A 19,816-nucleotide genomic window follows, 5' to 3' on the forward strand; every position below is an offset into this window, starting at 1 on the left:
ACACATATTACTAAATGAATAGTAAATTACAAACAACATTGAAGATCTTGGGTATTGTTCCAACAATGCTCTTTTCAGCATCTTTACTTCTTGCCCAAAACACGCAGGTGAAGGGTACTATTGTGGATGGCCAGTCTAATTCACCAATAGCGGGAGCTACTATTAAAGTTTTGGGAACATCTAAAGCCAGCTCATCAGATGCTAGCGGTGTTTTCCAAGTGAACGTTGACGATAAAAATCGTATTTTGAGCATCAGTGTTGTTGGGTATGAAACCAAAACCGTAACACTTGCTCCCAATGAGACTACTTTAACCATAAGTCTAGTGCCTCAGACACAACAACTCGAAAGTGTAGTTGTAACAGCACTTGGGATCAGCCGCGCTCAAAAATCGTTGACCTATTCGACCCAACAACTGAAAGGCGACGAATTGAATCGTGTGAAAAGCACCAATTTGGCCAATAACCTAAATGGTAAAGTAGCAGGTGTCAACATTGCTTCCAGTTCATCCGGACCAGGTGGATCTGCCAAAGTTGTATTAAGGGGAAACAAATCAGCTTCAGGAAATAACCAAGTTTTATATGTTGTTGATGGAGTACCGATCAATAATCAGACATTAGGATCACAACCTGACAATGTATTTGGAGGTCAACGCGATCCTGGAGATCCTATTGCCATGATCAATCCCGAAGATGTGGAGAATATTTCCGTACTAAAGGGAGCATCAGCTGCCGCTTTATATGGTAGTCAAGCAGCCAATGGTGTTATCTTAATCACGACCAAATCTGGAAAAGGTGGCCGCACCACAGTTAACTTCTCCTCCAGTGCACAGATCGAGCAAGCAACCTCGTTACCAGAATTTCAAAATCAATATGGGCAAGGATCCGGAGGCAATGCTAGCACGACAAGTGTAACCAGTTGGGGAGCAAAAAATGATCAAACGAACTTTGATAATGTTAACAAGTTCCTAAGAACGGGTAGCAATTTCACCAACTCATTGACATTATCTGGAGGAAACGAGAAAAATCAAACGTACTTCTCTTACGCCAACACTTTAGCAAAAGGAATTACGCCAAATAATGACATGACCCGTCACAACTTCAATCTAAAAGAAAGCGCCAAGTTTTTTGACGACAAACTAACGGTAGAAGGAAGTGCTAATTATATTACTCAAAAACTAGACAATGCACCGACATCTGGTTTTTACTATAATCCTTTAGTGGGACTTTATTTATTGCCTCGCAGTGTTGACATTTCTCCTTATAAAGAATTTGAGAAATTCAATCCAAGCCGCAATCTTTATGATCAAAACTGGTTTACGCTCTCAGATGACCCAACCACACAACAAAACCCTTGGTGGATCGTCAACAGAAATCAAAATAGTTCAAAAAGAAACCGTCTATTGTTAAACGGTAGTGCCAAATATCAAATCGCACCATGGATCAATGTTCAAGCACGTGGAAGTGTCGATCGTACCAGTGAAGTTTGGGATAGAAAATCATATGCAGGTACACAGTCTATTTTAGCCCGACCTAATGGAGGATATAGTTATACCAATACAACCATTACTCAGCAATATGGAGATTTGATCGCCAACATGAATTTCAATGTCAACGATAAATTTCAAATTGCAGGTGTAGTAGGTACCAGTATCACAGACTGGAAGACAGAAGGTGTCGATTACAACAGTGGTACAGCTGGTCTACAATATCCAAATCAGTTTATCATCCAAAATTCAACTACACCAACTCCAACAGGTCTATTGAACAACAGAAGACAATTACAATCGGTCTTTGCTAGTGCCAATTTATCCTACGATCAGTGGTTATATCTGGATCTAACAGCACGTAACGATTGGTCAAGTACCCTAGCTTTTACAGAATCAAATTCATTCTTCTACCCATCGGTAGGTCTAGGTGTCGTTTTAAATGACAAGTTAAATATGCCCGATTTTGTCAACATGGCCAAAATTAGAGGATCGTATGCTATCGTTGGAAATGATTTACCACCTTATACCACTTTATTGACCAATAACCTCAATGCATACGGGGTCATCAATCTTAATGATATCGCATTTCTCAAAGGTTTGAAGCCAGAAAAAACCCATTCATTGGAAATTGGTACTGAATGGCGTATGTGGAACAACCGCTTAAATGTAGATGTCACTTATTACAAAACAAATACGAAAAATCAGTTCTTCAAAATTGCGGCTAGTCAAGCATCATTGTATGATCAATATGCTATCAATGCTGGTGATATCCAAAATCAAGGAGTTGAAGCATTAGTATCATTAGATGCCATCAAAAATGACAACTTCACGTGGACAACAAGTTTAAACTTTACGTATAACAAAAACAAAATTATCAAGTTAGATGATCGCATTAAAGAATTTGCATTGACCGGAGATGGACGTAATAACTATGCTTCCAAATTTGAAGTTGGCGGTTCTTTCGGAGATATTTATGGACAAGATTTTGCGCGTGACGATCAAGGACGTATTCTAGTATCTGAAGATGGATCTCCACAAAAGAATTCAAACTATACTAAGTTAGGCAACTCAAATCCAATTTGGCAAATGGGATGGAACAATAGCTTCAATTATAAAAACTTCAATTTAAGTTTCTTGATCGACGGCAAATTTGACTACGAAGTCATGTCCATCACGCAAGCGCTTCTTGACGGTTACGGTGTTTCAAAAACAAGTGGCGATGCCCGTGCAAATGGCGGAGTTGCTATTAATGGCATCACAGCTTCAGGTACTACAGTGACCAATGTTGATGCCGAAAAATGGTATACCACTGTCGGTGGAATGGGACCTGTAAGTAGCCAATATATCTACGATGGAACAGTTGTTAGACTACGTGAATTGGTACTAGGATATGATTTTAATATCAATGACAGTTTCTTTAAAAAACTCCGCGTTTCAGCAGTAGGTAGAAATCTATTCTACTTGACTAAGAAAGCACCATTTGATCCAGAAGTAACCATGTCTACCGGTAATACCCTAAGCGGTGTAGATATCTTTATGATGCCACCAACCCGTAACTATGGTCTTACTTTGAATGCAACATTTTAAAAAAACAACGATGAAATACAATTTCAAAAATATAAGTAAGTTGATGTTAGCCTGTGTAGTACTAGGAAGTGCTATGAGCAGCTGTACAAAAAACTTTGAAGAATACAACAAAAACAACACCGGATTAACCGATGAAGATCTCGCTGCCGATGGGAAAGATCTGGTCTTATTCTTCAAAACAGCCCAAATGGCCATTTACAATTTCTCTGGAGGCGGTGATCCAAATTCATACCAACTTCAGCAAAATCTAAATGCAGATGTATTCTCCGGTTACTTTATGTCCCCTACTCCTTTCAATAGTGGTCAAAACAATCTGAATTATGCTATGGTGAATGGTTGGAATGGCGAACCGTTTAAAGTTCTTTATCTAGATGTGATCAAATCTATTGATAAATTACAAAAAAACGGATTGGATAAAACCTATCCAGCTCTTGGGGGAGCAGCAAAAGTAATTAAAGTTGCAGCGGCCAACCGTGTAACCGACATTTATGGCCCCATCCCTTACAGTAAAGTAGGCACATCAGGTGACGTTCCTTATGACAAACAATCCGATCTTTATAACGCCTTCTTTACAGAATTGGACGAAGCTACTACAGCCTTAAAAGCCTTTAGTGCAGAAAGTCCAATGACAGATAAAATCGAAGAAATTGATTTGGTCTACCCAAATATGGATAACCAATCCCGATTCAAAAATTGGTTAAAATTGGCCAATTCTCTTCGCTTAAGACTTGCAATTCGTATTGTAAAAGCAGATCCACAATTAGCAAAAATACAAGCCGAAAAAGCGTTGGACCCTGCAAATGGTGGAGTTATCGAAGCAAATAGTGAAAACTTTAAAATTAAAGTTCCTACAGATGGTACATTTAGCAATCCACTTTGGTTTATTTCAAAAAACTGGGCAGATACACGTATGAATGCTTCCTTACAATCTTACATGACGGGTTACAAAGATCCTCGTATTTCCAAATATATGGAGCCCGTAGCGGTTGATAAACTGACAACAGGATTTGCTGGAAAATACATTGGTATCCGCACAGGTGCCGCAGCTATTGAAAAAGATAAATACCAAGTATTATCTGCTTTAAATACAAATGGGAGTACACCCTCATTTACTGCAACCACTGCACCCATTTTAATGACTGCAGCAGAAGTGTATTTCTTACGTAGCGAAGCAGCCCTAAGAGGTTGGGCAAATGTTGGTGGAACAGCAAAATCTCTTTATGAAAAAGGTGTTGAAACCTCTTTTGCACAGTGGGGTGTAAGTGGTCTAGCCACATATTTACAAGACAATACCAGTAAAGCTGATGCCTACGTTGATCCATTTAACGCCAGCAATAATGCAGACTCACCGACAAGCTTAACCATACAATGGAATGATGCAGCCACTAATGAAGAAAAACTGGAACGCATCATTACCCAAAAGTGGTTGGCTATCTTTCCTGAAGGACAAGAAGCATGGAGTGAATTCCGGAGAACTGGATATCCAAAACTATTCCCTGTTGCGGTTAACAATAGTGCTGGTCTGATCGACACTAAGATTCAGATTCGTCGTTTACCATTCCCGCAAAATGAGTATAACACCAATGCGACTGAAGTACAAAATGCCATTTCATTACTTGGCGGTGCCGATCATGGCGGCACACGTCTCTGGTGGGATGTCAATAAAGGAAATTTTTAATCGAAATTAATATACTATAACAAGAGCGGGGGTGGATCATAAATCATGATCACCCCCATTTTTTATTATTTTAGACCTATACATTTACTTTTATTTCTTCAAGTCAATGACCTAGTTTCATTTATGATCCATCACGGTTAACCATTCCAATTTTAAAAAGCGTATTTTATCAGCCAATTATCAATCAAAACCTCAACATGATGTCGTTAAATCAAGACAAATGACCAAACAATAAGAGTACTTTGCTAAAATTTTAAGTAAATTCCTTAAATTAGCGAATTAGAAGAATGGCTGATTTATCTTTAATAACCCCCATAGAATATCTGAAAGGCGTAGGCCCTCAGAAAGCTGATGTAATTAAGAAAGAATTGCAGATTTTCACTATTGGTGATCTGCTCAGCTACTATCCTTTTCGCTACATTGACCGTACTGTCTTTCATAAAATAAGACAGCTTGATGCCGATATGTACTCTGCTCAGGTATTAGGAAGGCTTATTGGGCTTAAAGAAATTGGAGAGAAAAAAGCCAAAAGATTAGTTGGACAATTCAAAGATGAAACCGGAAGCATCGAGTTAGTGTGGTTTCAGTCCATTACCTGGCTCCAGAAATCGTTAAAAGTAGGTGCGGTATATGTGATGTATGGAAAACCATCCGTCTTTAACGGACAAATATCCATTACACATCCCGAAATGGAGCCATATCAAGCCCAAGCAAAAAACTTAGGGAACATGACGCTACAGCCGGTCTACTCTTCCACTGAAAAACTTAAAAAATTCAATTTAGACAGTAAAGGAATTCAAAAACTACAGCAAACAGCATTAGAAACTGTATTTCGTCAACTTCCCGAGCAAATGCCGGCATATCTATTGGAAAAACATCAATTGATGGATCAAGCCCGGGCAACCGTTGCTATTCATTTTCCACAGAGCCAGGAAGAACTGACTCAAGCAATCAAGCGGATCAAATTTGATGAATTATTCTATATTCAACTCAAATTACTAAAAAACAAACAGCTCAACACTAAAAAATTCAGAGGGCAGATTTTCTCTAAAGTAGGTGACAAGTTTAATACTTTTTTCAAAGAACGTATCCCATTTCCATTAACAAATGCACAAAAACGTGTCGTTAAAGAAATCCGACAAGATACCGTGACTGGAGCGCAAATGAACCGTTTAGTACAGGGAGATGTAGGATCCGGAAAAACGGTGGTTGCACTCTTGACCATGCTCTTAGCTATCGACAACGGTTTTCAAGCCTGCATGATGGCACCAACGGAGATATTAGCGACACAACACTTTACCGGATTGAAAGAATTACTCGGTGAGGACATCTGCAACATCAAATTATTGACTGGCTCAACCACAACCAAACAACGTCGTGTTATCCATGAAGAATTAGAAAATGGAACTTTAGATATTCTCATCGGAACCCACGCCTTAATCGAAGATAAAGTACAATTCAAGAATCTGGGTTTTGTCGTCATCGATGAACAACATCGCTTTGGCGTAGAACAGCGGGCTAAATTGTGGCGTAAAAATAGTATCCCACCACATATGCTCGTGATGACTGCAACACCAATACCCCGCACGCTGGCCATGACCATGTATGGCGATTTGGATATTTCTGTTATAGACGAACTTCCGGCAGGAAGAAAACCCATCAAGACCGTACATTTTTTCGAAAGCTCCCGACTACGCATGTTTGGCCTCATGCGTGAAGAGATCGCAAAAGGCCGACAAGTTTATGTTGTATTTCCACTGATCAAAGAAAGTGAAAAACTAGATCTATTATACTTAGAGGCAGGATTGGAAAATATACAACGTGAATTTCCACTTCCTGATTATAAAATTAGTATTGTACATGGCAAAATGCCAGTAAAGGACAAAGATTTTGAAATGCAACGTTTTGTAAAACATGAAACTCAGATCATGGTTGCAACCACCGTTATCGAAGTCGGGGTCAATGTGCCCAATGCATCCGTTATGGTGATTGAAAATTCGGAACGTTTTGGTCTCTCACAACTCCACCAATTAAGAGGACGTGTAGGTCGGGGAGCAGAGCAGTCCTTTTGCATACTGATGTCAGGAAATAAGCTTAGTAAAGAAGGAAAATTAAGGTTGAATACCATGGTACGTACCAATGATGGATTTGAAATTGCAGAAGTAGATCTAGAACTTCGGGGCCCAGGCGATATCTCTGGCACGCAACAGTCAGGTGTATTAGAATTAAAGTTAGCAAACCTCGCTACTGACCAACAACTGTTATCCGAAGCACGAAACTCAGTCATAGACATCTTCAAAGAAGATCCCGAAATGATCGAAGAACGGCATGCATTACTCAGACAGTACCTCGCAAAAAAATCGGACGGTATCACTTGGGATAAAATTTCGTAATCATTCGCGCGCTTGCTATTTCTTTCTAAGACAGCCCATAAGCGCTCTTAATAAAATGAAAGGATAAGCTTTCGTGATAAAACAATTAAACTAAAAACGATTATCTTTGTATTATTATTAGGACTTCGTGATATGAAAACTGATCCTTTCATCCCCTATTTGTCAAGCCTTGAGGCTAACATTTCCACAAGTTTAATATACAATACAAAACTATAACAGAAAATAATGGCAAAAATCAAAATATACGATACCGCAGTAAAACCAGAAACCGCAATTCTCGTGAGCGTTATTCCACAGGGAGTAGCTGAAACAAAGGCTCAAGAATACCTAGAGGAACTTGAATTTTTAGTGCAAACAGCAGGCGGCGTCACAAAAGGCATTTTTACACAAAAACTGGCCTATCCAGACCGAGCAACATTTGTGGGCAGTGGAAAATTGGAAGAAATCCAAGCTTTTGTCATCGCCGAAGAAATTGACATGGTGGTGTTTGATGATGAATTGACACCTTCACAACTTCGAAATATCGAGCGTGAGCTCAAAGTCAAAATATTAGATCGTTCCAACCTCATCTTGGATATCTTTGCCAGCCACGCAAAAAGTGCGCAAGCAAAGACACAAGTAGAATTAGCGCAATTGCAATACCTTTTACCAAGATTAACACGTATGTGGACCCACTTAGAGCGTCAACGCGGTGGTATCGGTATGCGTGGCCCGGGTGAAAGTCAGATTGAAACGGATAGAAGGATTATCCTTAACAAAATCAGTGTTTTCAAAGATCGATTAGAAACCATTGACAAACAAAATGAAACCCAACGTAAGAATCGTGGCGACATGATCCGTGTTGCATTAGTGGGTTATACCAACGTTGGGAAATCTACCATCATGAATATGATTTCAAAATCAGATGTATTGATTGAAAATAAGTTATTTGCTACTTTAGATACAACAGTGCGTAAAGTCGTTATCGACAATTTACCGTTCCTATTATCGGACACAGTTGGATTCATTCGCAAACTACCGCATCATTTGGTAGAATGTTTCAAATCCACTTTAGATGAAGTTCGCGAAGCAGATGTTTTGATCCATGTAGTAGATATTTCGCATCCCAATTTTGAGGATCATATCCAAGCAGTAAATGAAACATTAAAAGATATAGGCGCATTGGATAAGCCCGTTATTACCGTCTTTAACAAAATAGATGCATTTGTTCCCACAGTTGAAGAAGGAGAAGACGGCGAACGTACTGTTACATTAGAAGATTTTGAAAACAGTTGGATGGCAAAAAATGCTGATCCTGCTATTTTTATTTCCGCAACAAACAAAACACATTTGGAAGAGTTCAAACAGAAGCTTTACGAAATCATTGTAGATATGCACAATGCGCGGTATCCTTACAATAATCTGCTTTACTAATTTAAATTTTTATATCTAAAATACGCTTGGATAACATCGCATTGAAGACAATAACCAAGTGTATTTTAATTCTTTACAAAAGTATAAATGGCATAAAGCCATATCAATATGCAAAATAAGAAAGTAACATTTATCGACTGGGGCTTAGTAGACTATCAAGAAGCTTGGGATAGACAAGAAGAGATTTTTAAGAAAACCTTAGCAATAAAGCATGATAATCGTGTTAACAACACCGAATTGTCAACGGAAAACTTTTTAATTTTTAACGAGCATCCCCATGTTTACACCTTAGGGAAATCGGGTAAACCAGAACATTTATTACTCGATCAAAAAGCATTAGAAGAAAAAGAAGCTCGCTATTACAAAATTAATCGCGGAGGAGATATTACCTATCATGGTCCTGGACAGATCGTAGGATATCCCATACTCGACTTAGATAATTTCTTTACAGATATCCATTTATATCTGCGCACATTAGAAGAAGCTATTATCCTGACTTTGCAAGACTACGGTATTCAAGCAGGAAGATATCCGAGTTTCACAGGTGTATGGATAGATGCTGATAACGAAAAAGCACGTAAAATATGTGCAATGGGTGTCAGAGCAAGCCGATGGGTCACTATGCATGGATTTGCATTTAATGTAAATGCAGATTTAAGCTATTTTGGAAATATCGTACCTTGTGGTATTGATGACAAAGATGTCACTTCTATGGAAAGAGAGTTGGGCTATAAACCCAATATAAATGAAGTAAAAGACAAATTAAAAAGACATATTGCCAATCTATTCGCTATGGAACTGGTTTAAAAAATAAAGGACTTACAAACTGTAGGCCCTTTATTTTCAATATTTACCTAACCTTTTTAATGATCCAACATGTTCAACATCTAACCTTCCTAACAATAAAACATACATTCATATCGAACAGCTTTTCCATTTTCAAAAGTAATGATAAAGAGGCCGGCGTCGCCATTTGGGATATGATAGACATGCGGAGTATCTATCCACGTGACGGTCAATAAGTGTCCGAATTTTTCAACAAATTCCCGTTCATCATAGTTAGCATCCACACGTTCCTGACCAATCCGTAATACTACACCTTCCAGGAAGGAGGTTTGATAGACAGACCCGACTAACTTACCCTTGTTATTTTCTTCAAATGCGACAATAGATGATGGAGATTGATAATAATATTTCGGTTCCCATCCACATTCGGGCATATTAGGAATCTCTTCCACCCTTTTCATACCCAATTGTTTCATCTGATTATCCGTTATCTTTCCATCATAAAGAAGCATTCCCTTCCAATCGAAGTGCATACGAAGTTCCTCTACTTGACTCATGATAGCATCAAATGTTGGTCTATTTTGAAACCTTTCCGCGACAAGCAATTCAAAATCTATATCTATTTTTGGATCTTTTACACCAGCATTTTCAAATGATTGTTTCCAAAAAGTCAGAGCCTCTTTTAATTTTTTATCATCAGTCCAAGCGATTTCCCGCAGCCTTCCTGCCAATACCATTTCTTGCTTTTGGTCTTTACCTCTTACCTCAAAATAATCCTTCAACACTTTAGCGTAAGTTAATTCAGTACCTAAAAATTTAGCCTGAATGAATTCAGGTTTTTCATGAAAATGATCACCAATATATACCCAACCGTCCGAATAAAGCGGAATGTAATCCACACAAATCAATTCATTCAATCTGGCTCTTCTAACAGCTATACTAGCCACATTTGGAGCTTTTCGCACCCGTAATTCAGATACCTGAACAAAAAAATGAGGACATTGACTTCCTTGACTACCTCGATAAAAATATTGAGCAGGTTCACCCTCCGATCTCTTCCCAGACATCGCCTTTTGAAGTGGTTGCTTTTTGATAAAACCAATATCTCCATTACTCACTTTCACCTTATATTGTGTCTGATTAGAATCCAAAACGTAAATCGGCGCTTCCGTAGAAAAAATACCCAATAAATCTCTTTCATTATCTTCAGCACGATAAAGATGCCCCCATTCTGATGTATAGACAGGACGATCACCGGCCGATTGAGCAAAAGTATCCAGAGTAATAAAACAAATTAATACAGTAAACAAAAAATATAGTCTTTGCAACATAAACGCAGTATTAGTAGATATTAAAAGATTTCAAGAAGGACCGTACTTTATAAACAGAATACCTTCATTCAACAAAATTAAGCTAAAATCTCAGCAATAAACTTCCTTTAATCCGTTATTTTTTTAAATTATTATGATTGAATATAATGGTAGATAAGTTTGTAAGTGCAATAGCTATGTTTAAGTATGCTAAAACGAAAAGGATAAAATAATATCCAAAATCATTTTTTCTCTAAAAAACTTATTTGTTTTTCAAGAGCAAGAATTGTTTTCTCTTGACTACGTATTGTCTGCTCTAGCGCATTGATCACTTTATTCAAAGAATCGACCATCAGACTATCTTTATCTTGCGAAGCAACGGTCTGTTGATAAGGGATTGCATGATCTCTCATATTACCAAAATCATTCTTATACATTTCCCCAATCCCCATCAAGAGCCATACAGGGCTTATATCGACATACTTATTTAAAATAATGACCATCGTATCTGAACTTAGTGCGGAATATTTTTGCACACCTTTAAAGTTAGCATATGAAAGCCCTAATTCTTCAAAGAAAACTGCTTTATTGATCCCTTTACTTTCCGCGATTAACAGGACACGTTCTTTAATACCAGACATTATTTTTAATTTAATTTGTAAAAGATATTATAATATCCTATTTTTAACAAACAACTATAATATAATAGCTTCTACCAGAAGCATAACTTAACTAATGATTATGAAAAATACACAAAAGAAACTAAAAGCGAAAAATTTTCGCTACTTAACTAAGGAGATTATCGATAATCCGATGCTCTACATCCATGATTTTTTCCGCAACCAAACCGATCTCATTAACTGGCAAAATGATATCCATCTCTTTGTTATAAGTGGGGCCTATCCTGCAATGTCCACTGGAGGTCATCCCGAAAATGGTTACAATTGTAATCAAATGATCAAACAGATTGAAGTTGCCTATGTCATTTTCAAACAATGTGGCCTCACGAAACACCAGAATCCTTTAAAATTATTCGCGACAAGAAACGATTACTTCAACTACTCGTATGGACCTAAATTCACCTGTAATGACAAAAAAAATCCCTACGATTTGATTTGTAAGTTTTTCTCTTATCATTCATTAAGAAAATGGTATAAGATCATGGATGAATTAATGGAACAACTAACTTTGAAGAGATCTCTAGACAATGCACAATTTGGAGATAAGATTATTGCTATTCGCGAGTTTCTCATCTGTTTGGCGCATGCATTATATTACATATACGAAAATGACGGTATTACCTTACCTCTACCTGCATATGCGCATATAAAATCTACCATAGCGCAACAATAATAGAACGCGTATGCGATAAGAAAACCCGCAATAATAAGGCGTCTGAATACCATGTTACATTTAATCTCAGTATCTACTGATACACCATAGTAAAACGGGACAACACACCTCAAAAATGTAGCAAATGAACTCACCAACTACTTGATATAGCCTTTCAGACTCCCTATTAGATTTTCCTCCCTTAAAAATCGACAAATAGAATACACGCCCTTTAAAAAATACGACTCCCATCAAAAACTTATTATACCCAATCCACCTCATCATCAAAATCAGGAATTCAGCAGGTTTCACATCAGAAAATTCTATTCTTCGTAATGATAAAGCTGACCATCGCGAATTACTAACGCATCAAATATTTCAGCAGTCATAAGTTTACTATCGGAAGACAGAGCCTCCTCTTTACTATGCACCCATTGCAACCAAATACAAGCTGTTGCCGAACACGACTACATTTGCACTATTTTTTAAAGCAAAATAAACAGAGTGCGAATTGATATTATCAACTTCTGTTATCACCACAGTATGTGATAGGTATCACTTCAAAAAGTATGATGGTATATAGTGACTTTTTTACAAAAGAATCAATTGATGAGAATGGGCGATGAAATTTATTATGTCAATGCTAACAAAGATGATTATTATAGTAAAAGACTATTTCCTCAATTGAAGTGCTCAAAAGTAAAAGTGGGACAAAATGTTTAGATCAAAGTGCAAAGTATCCCTACCAGGAGTATGCTTACTTAAGAGTAAAAATAAATTACATATCCGCAATATCGCTCATAAACCGGTTCATCTTTTCAAAGGCTATTCTAAAAAGAAATAAACAAGACTCTGATATTAAGTTGAAATCAGGCATCTTGACTGATGCTTATATTATAACAGAAAATCTATCTATAAAAGAAGTTGGTTGAATCTTACTAAATACTTAAGATTCTAATAAGCTCAATCGTTACAATTTTCACAATTCACTCTTCTTGGACCGGATCATTGAATGGACCAAGGAAAACTTATTATGTAATAAATGGCTTAAAAAGCGGAACTGAATATGAAATAAAAAGTGCTATCCCGTGCGCGCAGACTTTGCTTACATATCCAACAATTTTTACGGCTTCAACCATGTATGAGTAAATAGTCAATTTGAATATTCCAGACAATAAATGATCAAATTAGTTTTCCGTTAAAACAGAAAACCTCAAAACTGAAGTTCGAGGTTTTCTTGATTAATCTATCAATTCTTGAAGTCTTAACAAAAGACAATTAAAATCGAGTCCTAGCACTATATTGAAAAATATAATTAAATCACTCTATAAATTATTTTGCATTTGGATTTTTAGTTGCTTTCAAATGAAGTTCATAAATATACTTACCAGGTCTATTAATTTTCGTATTGAAACGAATATTTAATTTCACTGGTACCTCCTTCGTCAAATAATTTAGACCAAATGGTGGATTCCAATTTTTAGAATCAGCGTAGTCTACAGATTTTATCCATTGTGAGTATATTCTATAATAACAGTTAAGGCCATTTGATTGAGTATCCCAGTAAATATCTGGAAATCTTGTCTGAGCATAATCATATAAAACAGCAGTATCAGTAACAGTTGTTTTATATGCAAATGTTGACAATGTTTTAAGAAAATCATTACCAGAAGGTCTTCTCTCTAATGCTTTACCTGGAAACACTGCTCCATTTTTGTCAATAACTTTAAGTACAATTTGATTTGGTCCATCTGCAACCCGTGTTATTTTTAACGTTGTATTTGTGGTTTGACCTTTAGTTTGATCAATCCATTGGTCATCATATGGATAACGAATACTTGTTTCACTATTTGCTTCAACAGCGATAAAGTAAGGTGCATTCTCATACGTATATTCCTTAACAGGAGAAAGTCGAACAGTCGTTATTCCTTTATAATCTTTAGTTCCCTTGGGATTTTCAACACGTAAATCAACTTCATAATCGCCTGCAGCTATATTTTCAGTCGCCTGAGTAAACATAAATTGCCCACTTTTTTCCAAAACCGTAAAAGGTAATCTTTTTTCAATAGCTCTTTTATTGTTTATTAATTCTAAAGTGGTATCTGTTTTAGGATCATATTTTTCTTTCCAAACCATAACATCATACTCTTTAAAAAAAGCTTCTTCCCGCTTTCCGGTCTCTTTATTTCTAATATCCAATAAAGTGATTTTAAATGGAGGAGTGGAGGCATCAGGAATAATTCCTGTAGCTATATAAAATGTGCCCTGATCAACCGTAATAGGATTAGATCCATAACGAATATTATCACTCAAATAACCGACTTCTATTTTCTTACACCCTGTGTAAAAAAGAGAGAAAACCGCAGTGGCTATAATAATTTTTTTATAATTAATTTTCATTTTGATTCAATTTAAAATTATCTCCTAAAAGCCCAAATATGTGTGTTATTCAGAACATGTATAACTCCTGTATTAGTTAAAAGTCCTGTTGTCTGGCACAAGACCCTGATATCATTTAACTTTGTATTACCTGAGGGATCATTCAATGAACCATTTTTCATAATATCACGTTCACCAATAATCTTAGTCAAATAAATAAATTTTGGTCCTTGCGAAATAATACCATCTACCAAGTAATCATTACTTGTTGATTGTTCTAAAGTTGCTAATAATTTAGTAGATGATTCCTCCGTCTGATAAATAGTCCCTTTCTCTGTCAGATCATTACGCGTAATTCTATCCGAGAAAAAATAGAGACTCATCGAATCCTGTAACATCTTAGGCGTATAGTATTTAAATAACGAATCAATATTAAAATTCAATTTTTCATTCTGTTTACGAATTTCTTGCTGTTTAGACAACAGAAAATTGCGAATTGAATAATTTGTAGGGACAAAAAATGTTTTAGCCGCATTGACTTTATCTTTAAGTCCAGCTTTATCAATAATCATCAAAGTCGTATCGAATAAATGTTGGGGGTGTGATTTTAAAAAATCATAAGTAGTCATATTTACATATTCAGTGCTTAATCCTCCATCGATTACGTCATCTTTTTTACAACTTGTAAAAAAGACAATAAATGTTGCTGTTAAAAATAATATGTTTTTCATAGTTTTCTTCATTAATATCTGCCCATCCAATATGGGTTCTGGGAAATTAAACGGTTAGTATTTAAGATCGAATTGTGAATAGGAAATAAATAACCTTTTTGAGCTAATCTTCCGGCATCCATACTCCATGAAGTCAGCTGAACAAATAAATTATTATTTCCTGATTTCCATGTGTTTCTCACAATATCAAAATACGCATGTCCTTCTCCAATTAATTCTCTTTGTCTTTCTTTTAATATATCACGTTTAAGGTTTGCTCCACCACTATTTAACATCGTTTTTGCACCTGCTCTTGTTCGTATGCTATTTACAGCTGTCAACGCATCTCCATCACGATTTAAAGCGTTTAGTGCTTCAGCCTTTAATAAAATCATATCAGCCAAACGGAATATCACATAATTACTTTCTAGTCGAGGGTCCGAATTGGTGGCAGCATTTTTATAAACAATATCTGAATACTTCATTAAAGAATTGTTTTCAGTATTCGTCATATTACGAAAGAATTCTAATTTACGCGAATCTTCAACTGAGTTATCTCCGTAAATTTCATCAAGTTTTGAATTTGTAATAAAATAATTTGGTACATTAAACGGCATGTTGACATAAATTTGATTCGAAACAGTTATGAATCCTACTGCAGCAGAAAATATGTTTACATTACCATCATATTGTGATGATTCATTTTCACTATCTTTAGTTGTAAATACAAAAATATTCTCTTTTGCATTTGCATCTTTGAAAACATTACGAATACTTCCTTTTGGTTGCAATGAAAAGATTTCCTTTTTTGAAATTATTGAATCTGTATAAAGAATAGTTTTAGCATAGTCATTTTGCCAAGCAGTTGTATGGGCTAATAAAGCTAATGCAGCCGCTTTATTAGCACGACGTCTACCGTTGCCTTCAACACCCTCCCAAGTTAATAATGATGATGCTTTTTGTGCATCTTCGACAATTAATTTAAGAATTTCATCTGTAGGAGTTCTTCCTTTCAAAATAGCCTGATTAGCCGTTTCAGTTGGCGTAGTTTGCAATGGAAGATCGCCCCAGACACGAGACATATAAAAATAAGCCAGCGCCCGCATGAAATATGCCTCCCCCAAAAGATAGTTCTTATTTCCCGATGAAAATTTATTATCATCAAGTTCTGGTACCCGCTTAATAATCAGATTGGTTAAATCTACCACTCGATACCAGTTTGTCCAATTATGAACCCCTGTTTCACGATATGGAAGTGCAAAATTACCAGATGTATATACTCCTGAATGATTTGTTCCTTCAAGCGTCGTTAATATTCCTATTGGTGCATCTCCCCAAATAAAAAAACATTGATTTGTAGTCATTGCCTTACGGAATAAACCATATGTCCCTAAAACGGCACCATTGATATCTTTTTCATTTTGCCAATACGTATCTGAATACGTATCGTTTATCAATTTATTTTCCAAGTCTTTATTACATGAACTCGTTCCAAATAAACCAATTAAAATCAAGGCCGCTACCACAATTTTTATATATTGTTTAAACTGTATTTTCATAATAGTATCTATTAAAATTCGAATTGTACACCCAATGTATATTTTGATGGTAGTGGATAACCATCTCCATAGTCAAATCCTCTCCCATCAACACGTTCAGCATCAATCCCTGAAAATTTTTGAAACATATGTACATTGTCCATAGTACCATAAATACGGAATGAATTTATACCTGCACGGTTCATCCAAGCATGTTTTGTTTTATCAAAACGGTACGCTAGGTTGATATTTTTGATTCTAATGTACCAACCTGGTTCCATGAACATCGATTGACCAGCTCTCCAGGCATATAATCCCATATATGGATTCGCGGCAGGATAACGACTTATGTCACCTTCTTGTTGCCAAAAATCATAATTATCTAAATTACCAATTGACGCTTTTGAAAGATCTTTAGGATTACCATAGAAGAACCCATTAGACATACGCTGCGCAAAAGTACTATTGATAATATCTCTTCCAAAAGTAAACGTTGTCAGAATTTGCAATGAGAAATCCTTATAACTAAAATAATTGGTAAAACCACCTGTTACTTTAGGGTTTGGATCACCAAAAAAAGTCATATCATTTTCACCTATTGCATCCGATATTTTATAATCACCATTTACATCGACCCAATTTGGATATCCCGGCTGTAATGTTCCCCATTTTGAAGCGCCCACAGCACCCGTATATGGATTTACAATAATATCATTGGAAGTACTAATTGCACCATTTACTAAATAACCATAAAACATATTTAATGGTTTCCCAACAACATAAACTGCTTGATCATAATACAGGTCACGATTTCCATCTGGAAGAGCTGTTACTATATTTTTATTGAATGAAAAATTAATAGATGGTGTCCATTGTAAAGCTTTTTCCCTACCAAATACTTTTCCCATTAGGTTAATTTCAAGACCTGAATTACGCACACCGGCTGCATTTGTAAATGTACTCAGATATCCAGTATATTCTGGAATCCATACACTTAACATTTGTCCAGTCGTAGTTCTCACATAAGCATCTACATTGACCGTCAGTCTTCCATTGAAAAGCAATGCATCTACACCAGCATTCCAAGTCTCCGTTCTTTGCCAAGTGATATCATCATTTGTTATACCGGCATAGTTTGGTATAACTGCGGTACCACCACCATATGTACTACCATAATTTCCTGGGTAATTCCCATTACCAGCGATATAAGCATTATAACGATCATTATCACCGATACTACTTTCATCACCTGTTCTACCCCAACTTCCACGTAGTTTCAGTTCTTTAACCCATTCCGACTGCGATAAGAAATCTTCTTCTGTTAAAATCCATCCTGCTCCTAACGATGGAAAATATCCCCACTTATTATTCTTTCCGAAACGTGAAGAAGCATCTCCACGATAAACTGCATCAAAAAGGTATTTGCCCTTATAATCGTAGTGAGCAGCTCCTAGAAAGGATAACTTTGCATATGTAGATTGATCGGAATAGCCACTTAAATTTTGAGATGCAATACCTTTAATAACCTGAATGTTATCATTTGGAATATCTCTGCCTAGCAAATATAAGCCCTCATTTTTACGAGTCTCATATTCTTGCACAAAAGTTGCAGTAATATTATGTTTATCATTTAAAGTCTTAGTCCACAATATATTATTGGTCAATAAGTATTTTCGATATTGTGTATAAGTCGATTTTGCGTATGCTAAACCATCTGTATTAATAATGGAAGGAGAAGCAAAGTCATTTTTAGCTGTTGAATAATTAATAATACTTCTTGTACTGATACGAAAGTCTTTTAAGAAAGTATAACGTAATTCTCCAACTCCACTTAGATCAACGTTCACATTATCATTCCGCTGATAATCATATGGATTAATGATACTATTTACATCATCATCGCTCATACCTAGCAATGAAGTTGGCATACTGATTGGATTAATCCCGAATACACTTCTATATCTACCTTGTTTTAAGAAATCAGTGGTCCCCTTTCCTTCTAATCTTTTGCCTGTAGAAGCTTTAAAATTAGTTAGGAACTCAAGATTCTGAGTAATATTAAAATTTACATTACTGGTAAAAGAATACCGTTTATAACCTGTACTTTTAACTATTCCTTTCTCGTTGTACATACCTCCACTGATACGATAATTTACATTTTCAGTAGCACCGGATACAGCTAAATCATAATTCTGAACGTAGCCTGATTGATAAAATAGATCTTGGTAATCATTATTATTATTAAATGCAGGATTTAAACTATCGGTAAGTAATTGAGGAATATTTTGCTCTTGTGCATCATTAGCATATTTATAAATTAATTCCATCTTTTTTCTACGCTCTGCGGCACCGATCAATGTTTCCACCTTTCCTGGTTTCGTCACATAACCTTGGTAGGTATTTAAACTCAATTTAGGCTTTCCAAGCACCCCTCTTTTCGTCTTAATAATGATAACCCCATTATTTGCTCGAGCGCCATATAATGCTGCCGCAGATGCATCTTTTAATACATCGACAGATTCAATATCATTTGGATTTAAACTCGCTAAATAATTTGTTCCAGTAACATTAAAGTTTTTAATCTCATCATCTGATACTGGTATACCATCGAGTACATATAAAGGATTACTACTTAAATTATCTGCATCAAAGTCACCGCTTGATCTTGGAATATTTGTGTTTCCACGAATTACCAAAGAAGTCTTAACACCTGGCTGTCCTGTAAAATTCTGGACATTGACTCCTGGCAATTTACCTTGTAAAAGAACATCAATACTAGCTGCTGGCAAGTTTTCAATTTCTTTACTCGTAATACTCGAAATAGATCCTGTTGTTTTTCGTCGGCTAATTGTAGTATAACCTGTCACAATAGCTTCGCTCAGATCATTAGTAGATTCTTCAAGATTAATGGTGACATGCGCATCTTTATTCACTGGTATTTCTTGTTTTTTATACCCAACACCACTAATAATTAAGGCAGTAGGAATACCTTTAACTTTAATAGTAAAGTTTCCATCACCTCCACTTGAAGCTTGATTTTTGGTACCTCGTTCGGATATTGTTATCCCAGGTAATGTTCTTCCTTTTTCGTCTTTTATTGTTCCAGTAATATTAGTTACCTGTGCAAACAATAAATTACACGACATCAAAAAGAAGAGAAAAATTGGTAAAATTTTCTTCATAACAATTGATTTGGTTAGTAA

12 protein-coding genes are annotated in these 19,816 nt (G+C 36.1%); 6 read left to right on the forward strand and 6 right to left on the reverse strand.

Annotated elements, in window-relative coordinates; genetic code table 11:
• Nucleotides 1-14: 14 nt before the first annotated feature.
• The 5 genes from AC06G9_RS19925 to lipB all read left to right on the forward strand — a co-directional run bounded on the left by AC06G9_RS19925 (nucleotide 15) and on the right by lipB (nucleotide 9,365).
• Nucleotides 15-3,074: a SusC/RagA family TonB-linked outer membrane protein gene (locus AC06G9_RS19925; protein ID WP_108158138.1), complete on the forward strand. Its 3,060-nt coding sequence runs from the start codon at nucleotides 15-17 to the stop codon at nucleotides 3,072-3,074.
• 10 nt (nucleotides 3,075-3,084) lie between these two features.
• Nucleotides 3,085-4,752 (forward strand): SusD/RagB family nutrient-binding outer membrane lipoprotein, encoded by a 1,668-nt coding sequence (locus AC06G9_RS19930; protein ID WP_108158423.1) that lies wholly within the window; start codon nucleotides 3,085-3,087, stop codon nucleotides 4,750-4,752.
• Nucleotides 4,753-5,039: 287 nt separating this feature from the next.
• A complete protein-coding gene (gene recG / locus AC06G9_RS19935; protein ID WP_480957001.1) occupies nucleotides 5,040-7,145 on the forward strand; it encodes an ATP-dependent DNA helicase RecG in 2,106 nt (701 codons plus the stop codon).
• A 225-nt stretch (nucleotides 7,146-7,370) separates the two neighbouring features.
• A complete protein-coding gene (gene hflX / locus AC06G9_RS19940; protein WP_108158136.1) occupies nucleotides 7,371-8,558 on the forward strand; it encodes a GTPase HflX in 1,188 nt (395 codons plus the stop codon).
• 108 nt (nucleotides 8,559-8,666) lie between these two features.
• A complete protein-coding gene (gene lipB, locus AC06G9_RS19945; RefSeq protein ID WP_045753084.1) occupies nucleotides 8,667-9,365 on the forward strand; it encodes a lipoyl(octanoyl) transferase LipB in 699 nt (232 codons plus the stop codon).
• A gap of 89 nt (nucleotides 9,366-9,454) precedes the next feature.
• On the opposite strand, the gene AC06G9_RS19950 is transcribed toward lipB, so the two are convergent.
• Both AC06G9_RS19950 and AC06G9_RS19955 read right to left on the reverse strand, forming a co-directional pair.
• Nucleotides 9,455-10,654: a hypothetical protein gene (locus AC06G9_RS19950; protein WP_480957002.1), complete on the reverse strand. Its 1,200-nt coding sequence runs from the start codon at nucleotides 10,652-10,654 to the stop codon at nucleotides 9,455-9,457.
• Between the two features lie 242 nt (nucleotides 10,655-10,896).
• Nucleotides 10,897-11,295 carry a hypothetical protein gene (locus AC06G9_RS19955; protein WP_045753082.1) on the reverse strand — a complete coding sequence of 133 codons (399 nt, stop codon included), beginning with the start codon at nucleotides 11,293-11,295 and terminating at the stop codon, nucleotides 10,897-10,899.
• A 100-nt stretch (nucleotides 11,296-11,395) separates the two neighbouring features.
• On the opposite strand from AC06G9_RS19955, the gene AC06G9_RS19960 reads away from it, so the two are divergent.
• Nucleotides 11,396-12,007 (forward strand): hypothetical protein, encoded by a 612-nt coding sequence (locus AC06G9_RS19960; protein ID WP_248755481.1) that lies wholly within the window; start codon nucleotides 11,396-11,398, stop codon nucleotides 12,005-12,007.
• A 1,311-nt stretch (nucleotides 12,008-13,318) separates the two neighbouring features.
• Here the strand turns inward: AC06G9_RS19960 and AC06G9_RS19965 are convergent.
• The 4 genes from AC06G9_RS19965 to AC06G9_RS19980 are packed head-to-tail and all read right to left on the reverse strand — an operon-like array spanning nucleotide 13,319 to nucleotide 19,795.
• Nucleotides 13,319-14,386: a DUF5007 domain-containing protein gene (locus AC06G9_RS19965; RefSeq protein WP_480957003.1), complete on the reverse strand. Its 1,068-nt coding sequence runs from the start codon at nucleotides 14,384-14,386 to the stop codon at nucleotides 13,319-13,321.
• Nucleotides 14,387-14,403: 17 nt separating this feature from the next.
• A complete protein-coding gene (locus AC06G9_RS19970) occupies nucleotides 14,404-15,096 on the reverse strand; it encodes a hypothetical protein (RefSeq protein ID WP_480957004.1) in 693 nt (230 codons plus the stop codon).
• Nucleotides 15,097-15,107: 11 nt separating this feature from the next.
• Nucleotides 15,108-16,634, reverse strand: coding sequence for a RagB/SusD family nutrient uptake outer membrane protein (locus tag AC06G9_RS19975; protein WP_480957005.1), 1,527 nt, complete (start codon nucleotides 16,632-16,634; stop codon nucleotides 15,108-15,110).
• Between the two features lie 11 nt (nucleotides 16,635-16,645).
• A complete protein-coding gene (locus tag AC06G9_RS19980; RefSeq protein WP_480957006.1) occupies nucleotides 16,646-19,795 on the reverse strand; it encodes a SusC/RagA family TonB-linked outer membrane protein in 3,150 nt (1,049 codons plus the stop codon).
• Between the last annotated feature and the right edge of the window lie 21 nt (nucleotides 19,796-19,816).

The sequence above is a fragment of the Sphingobacterium sp. MAE genome, assembly GCF_056711605.1.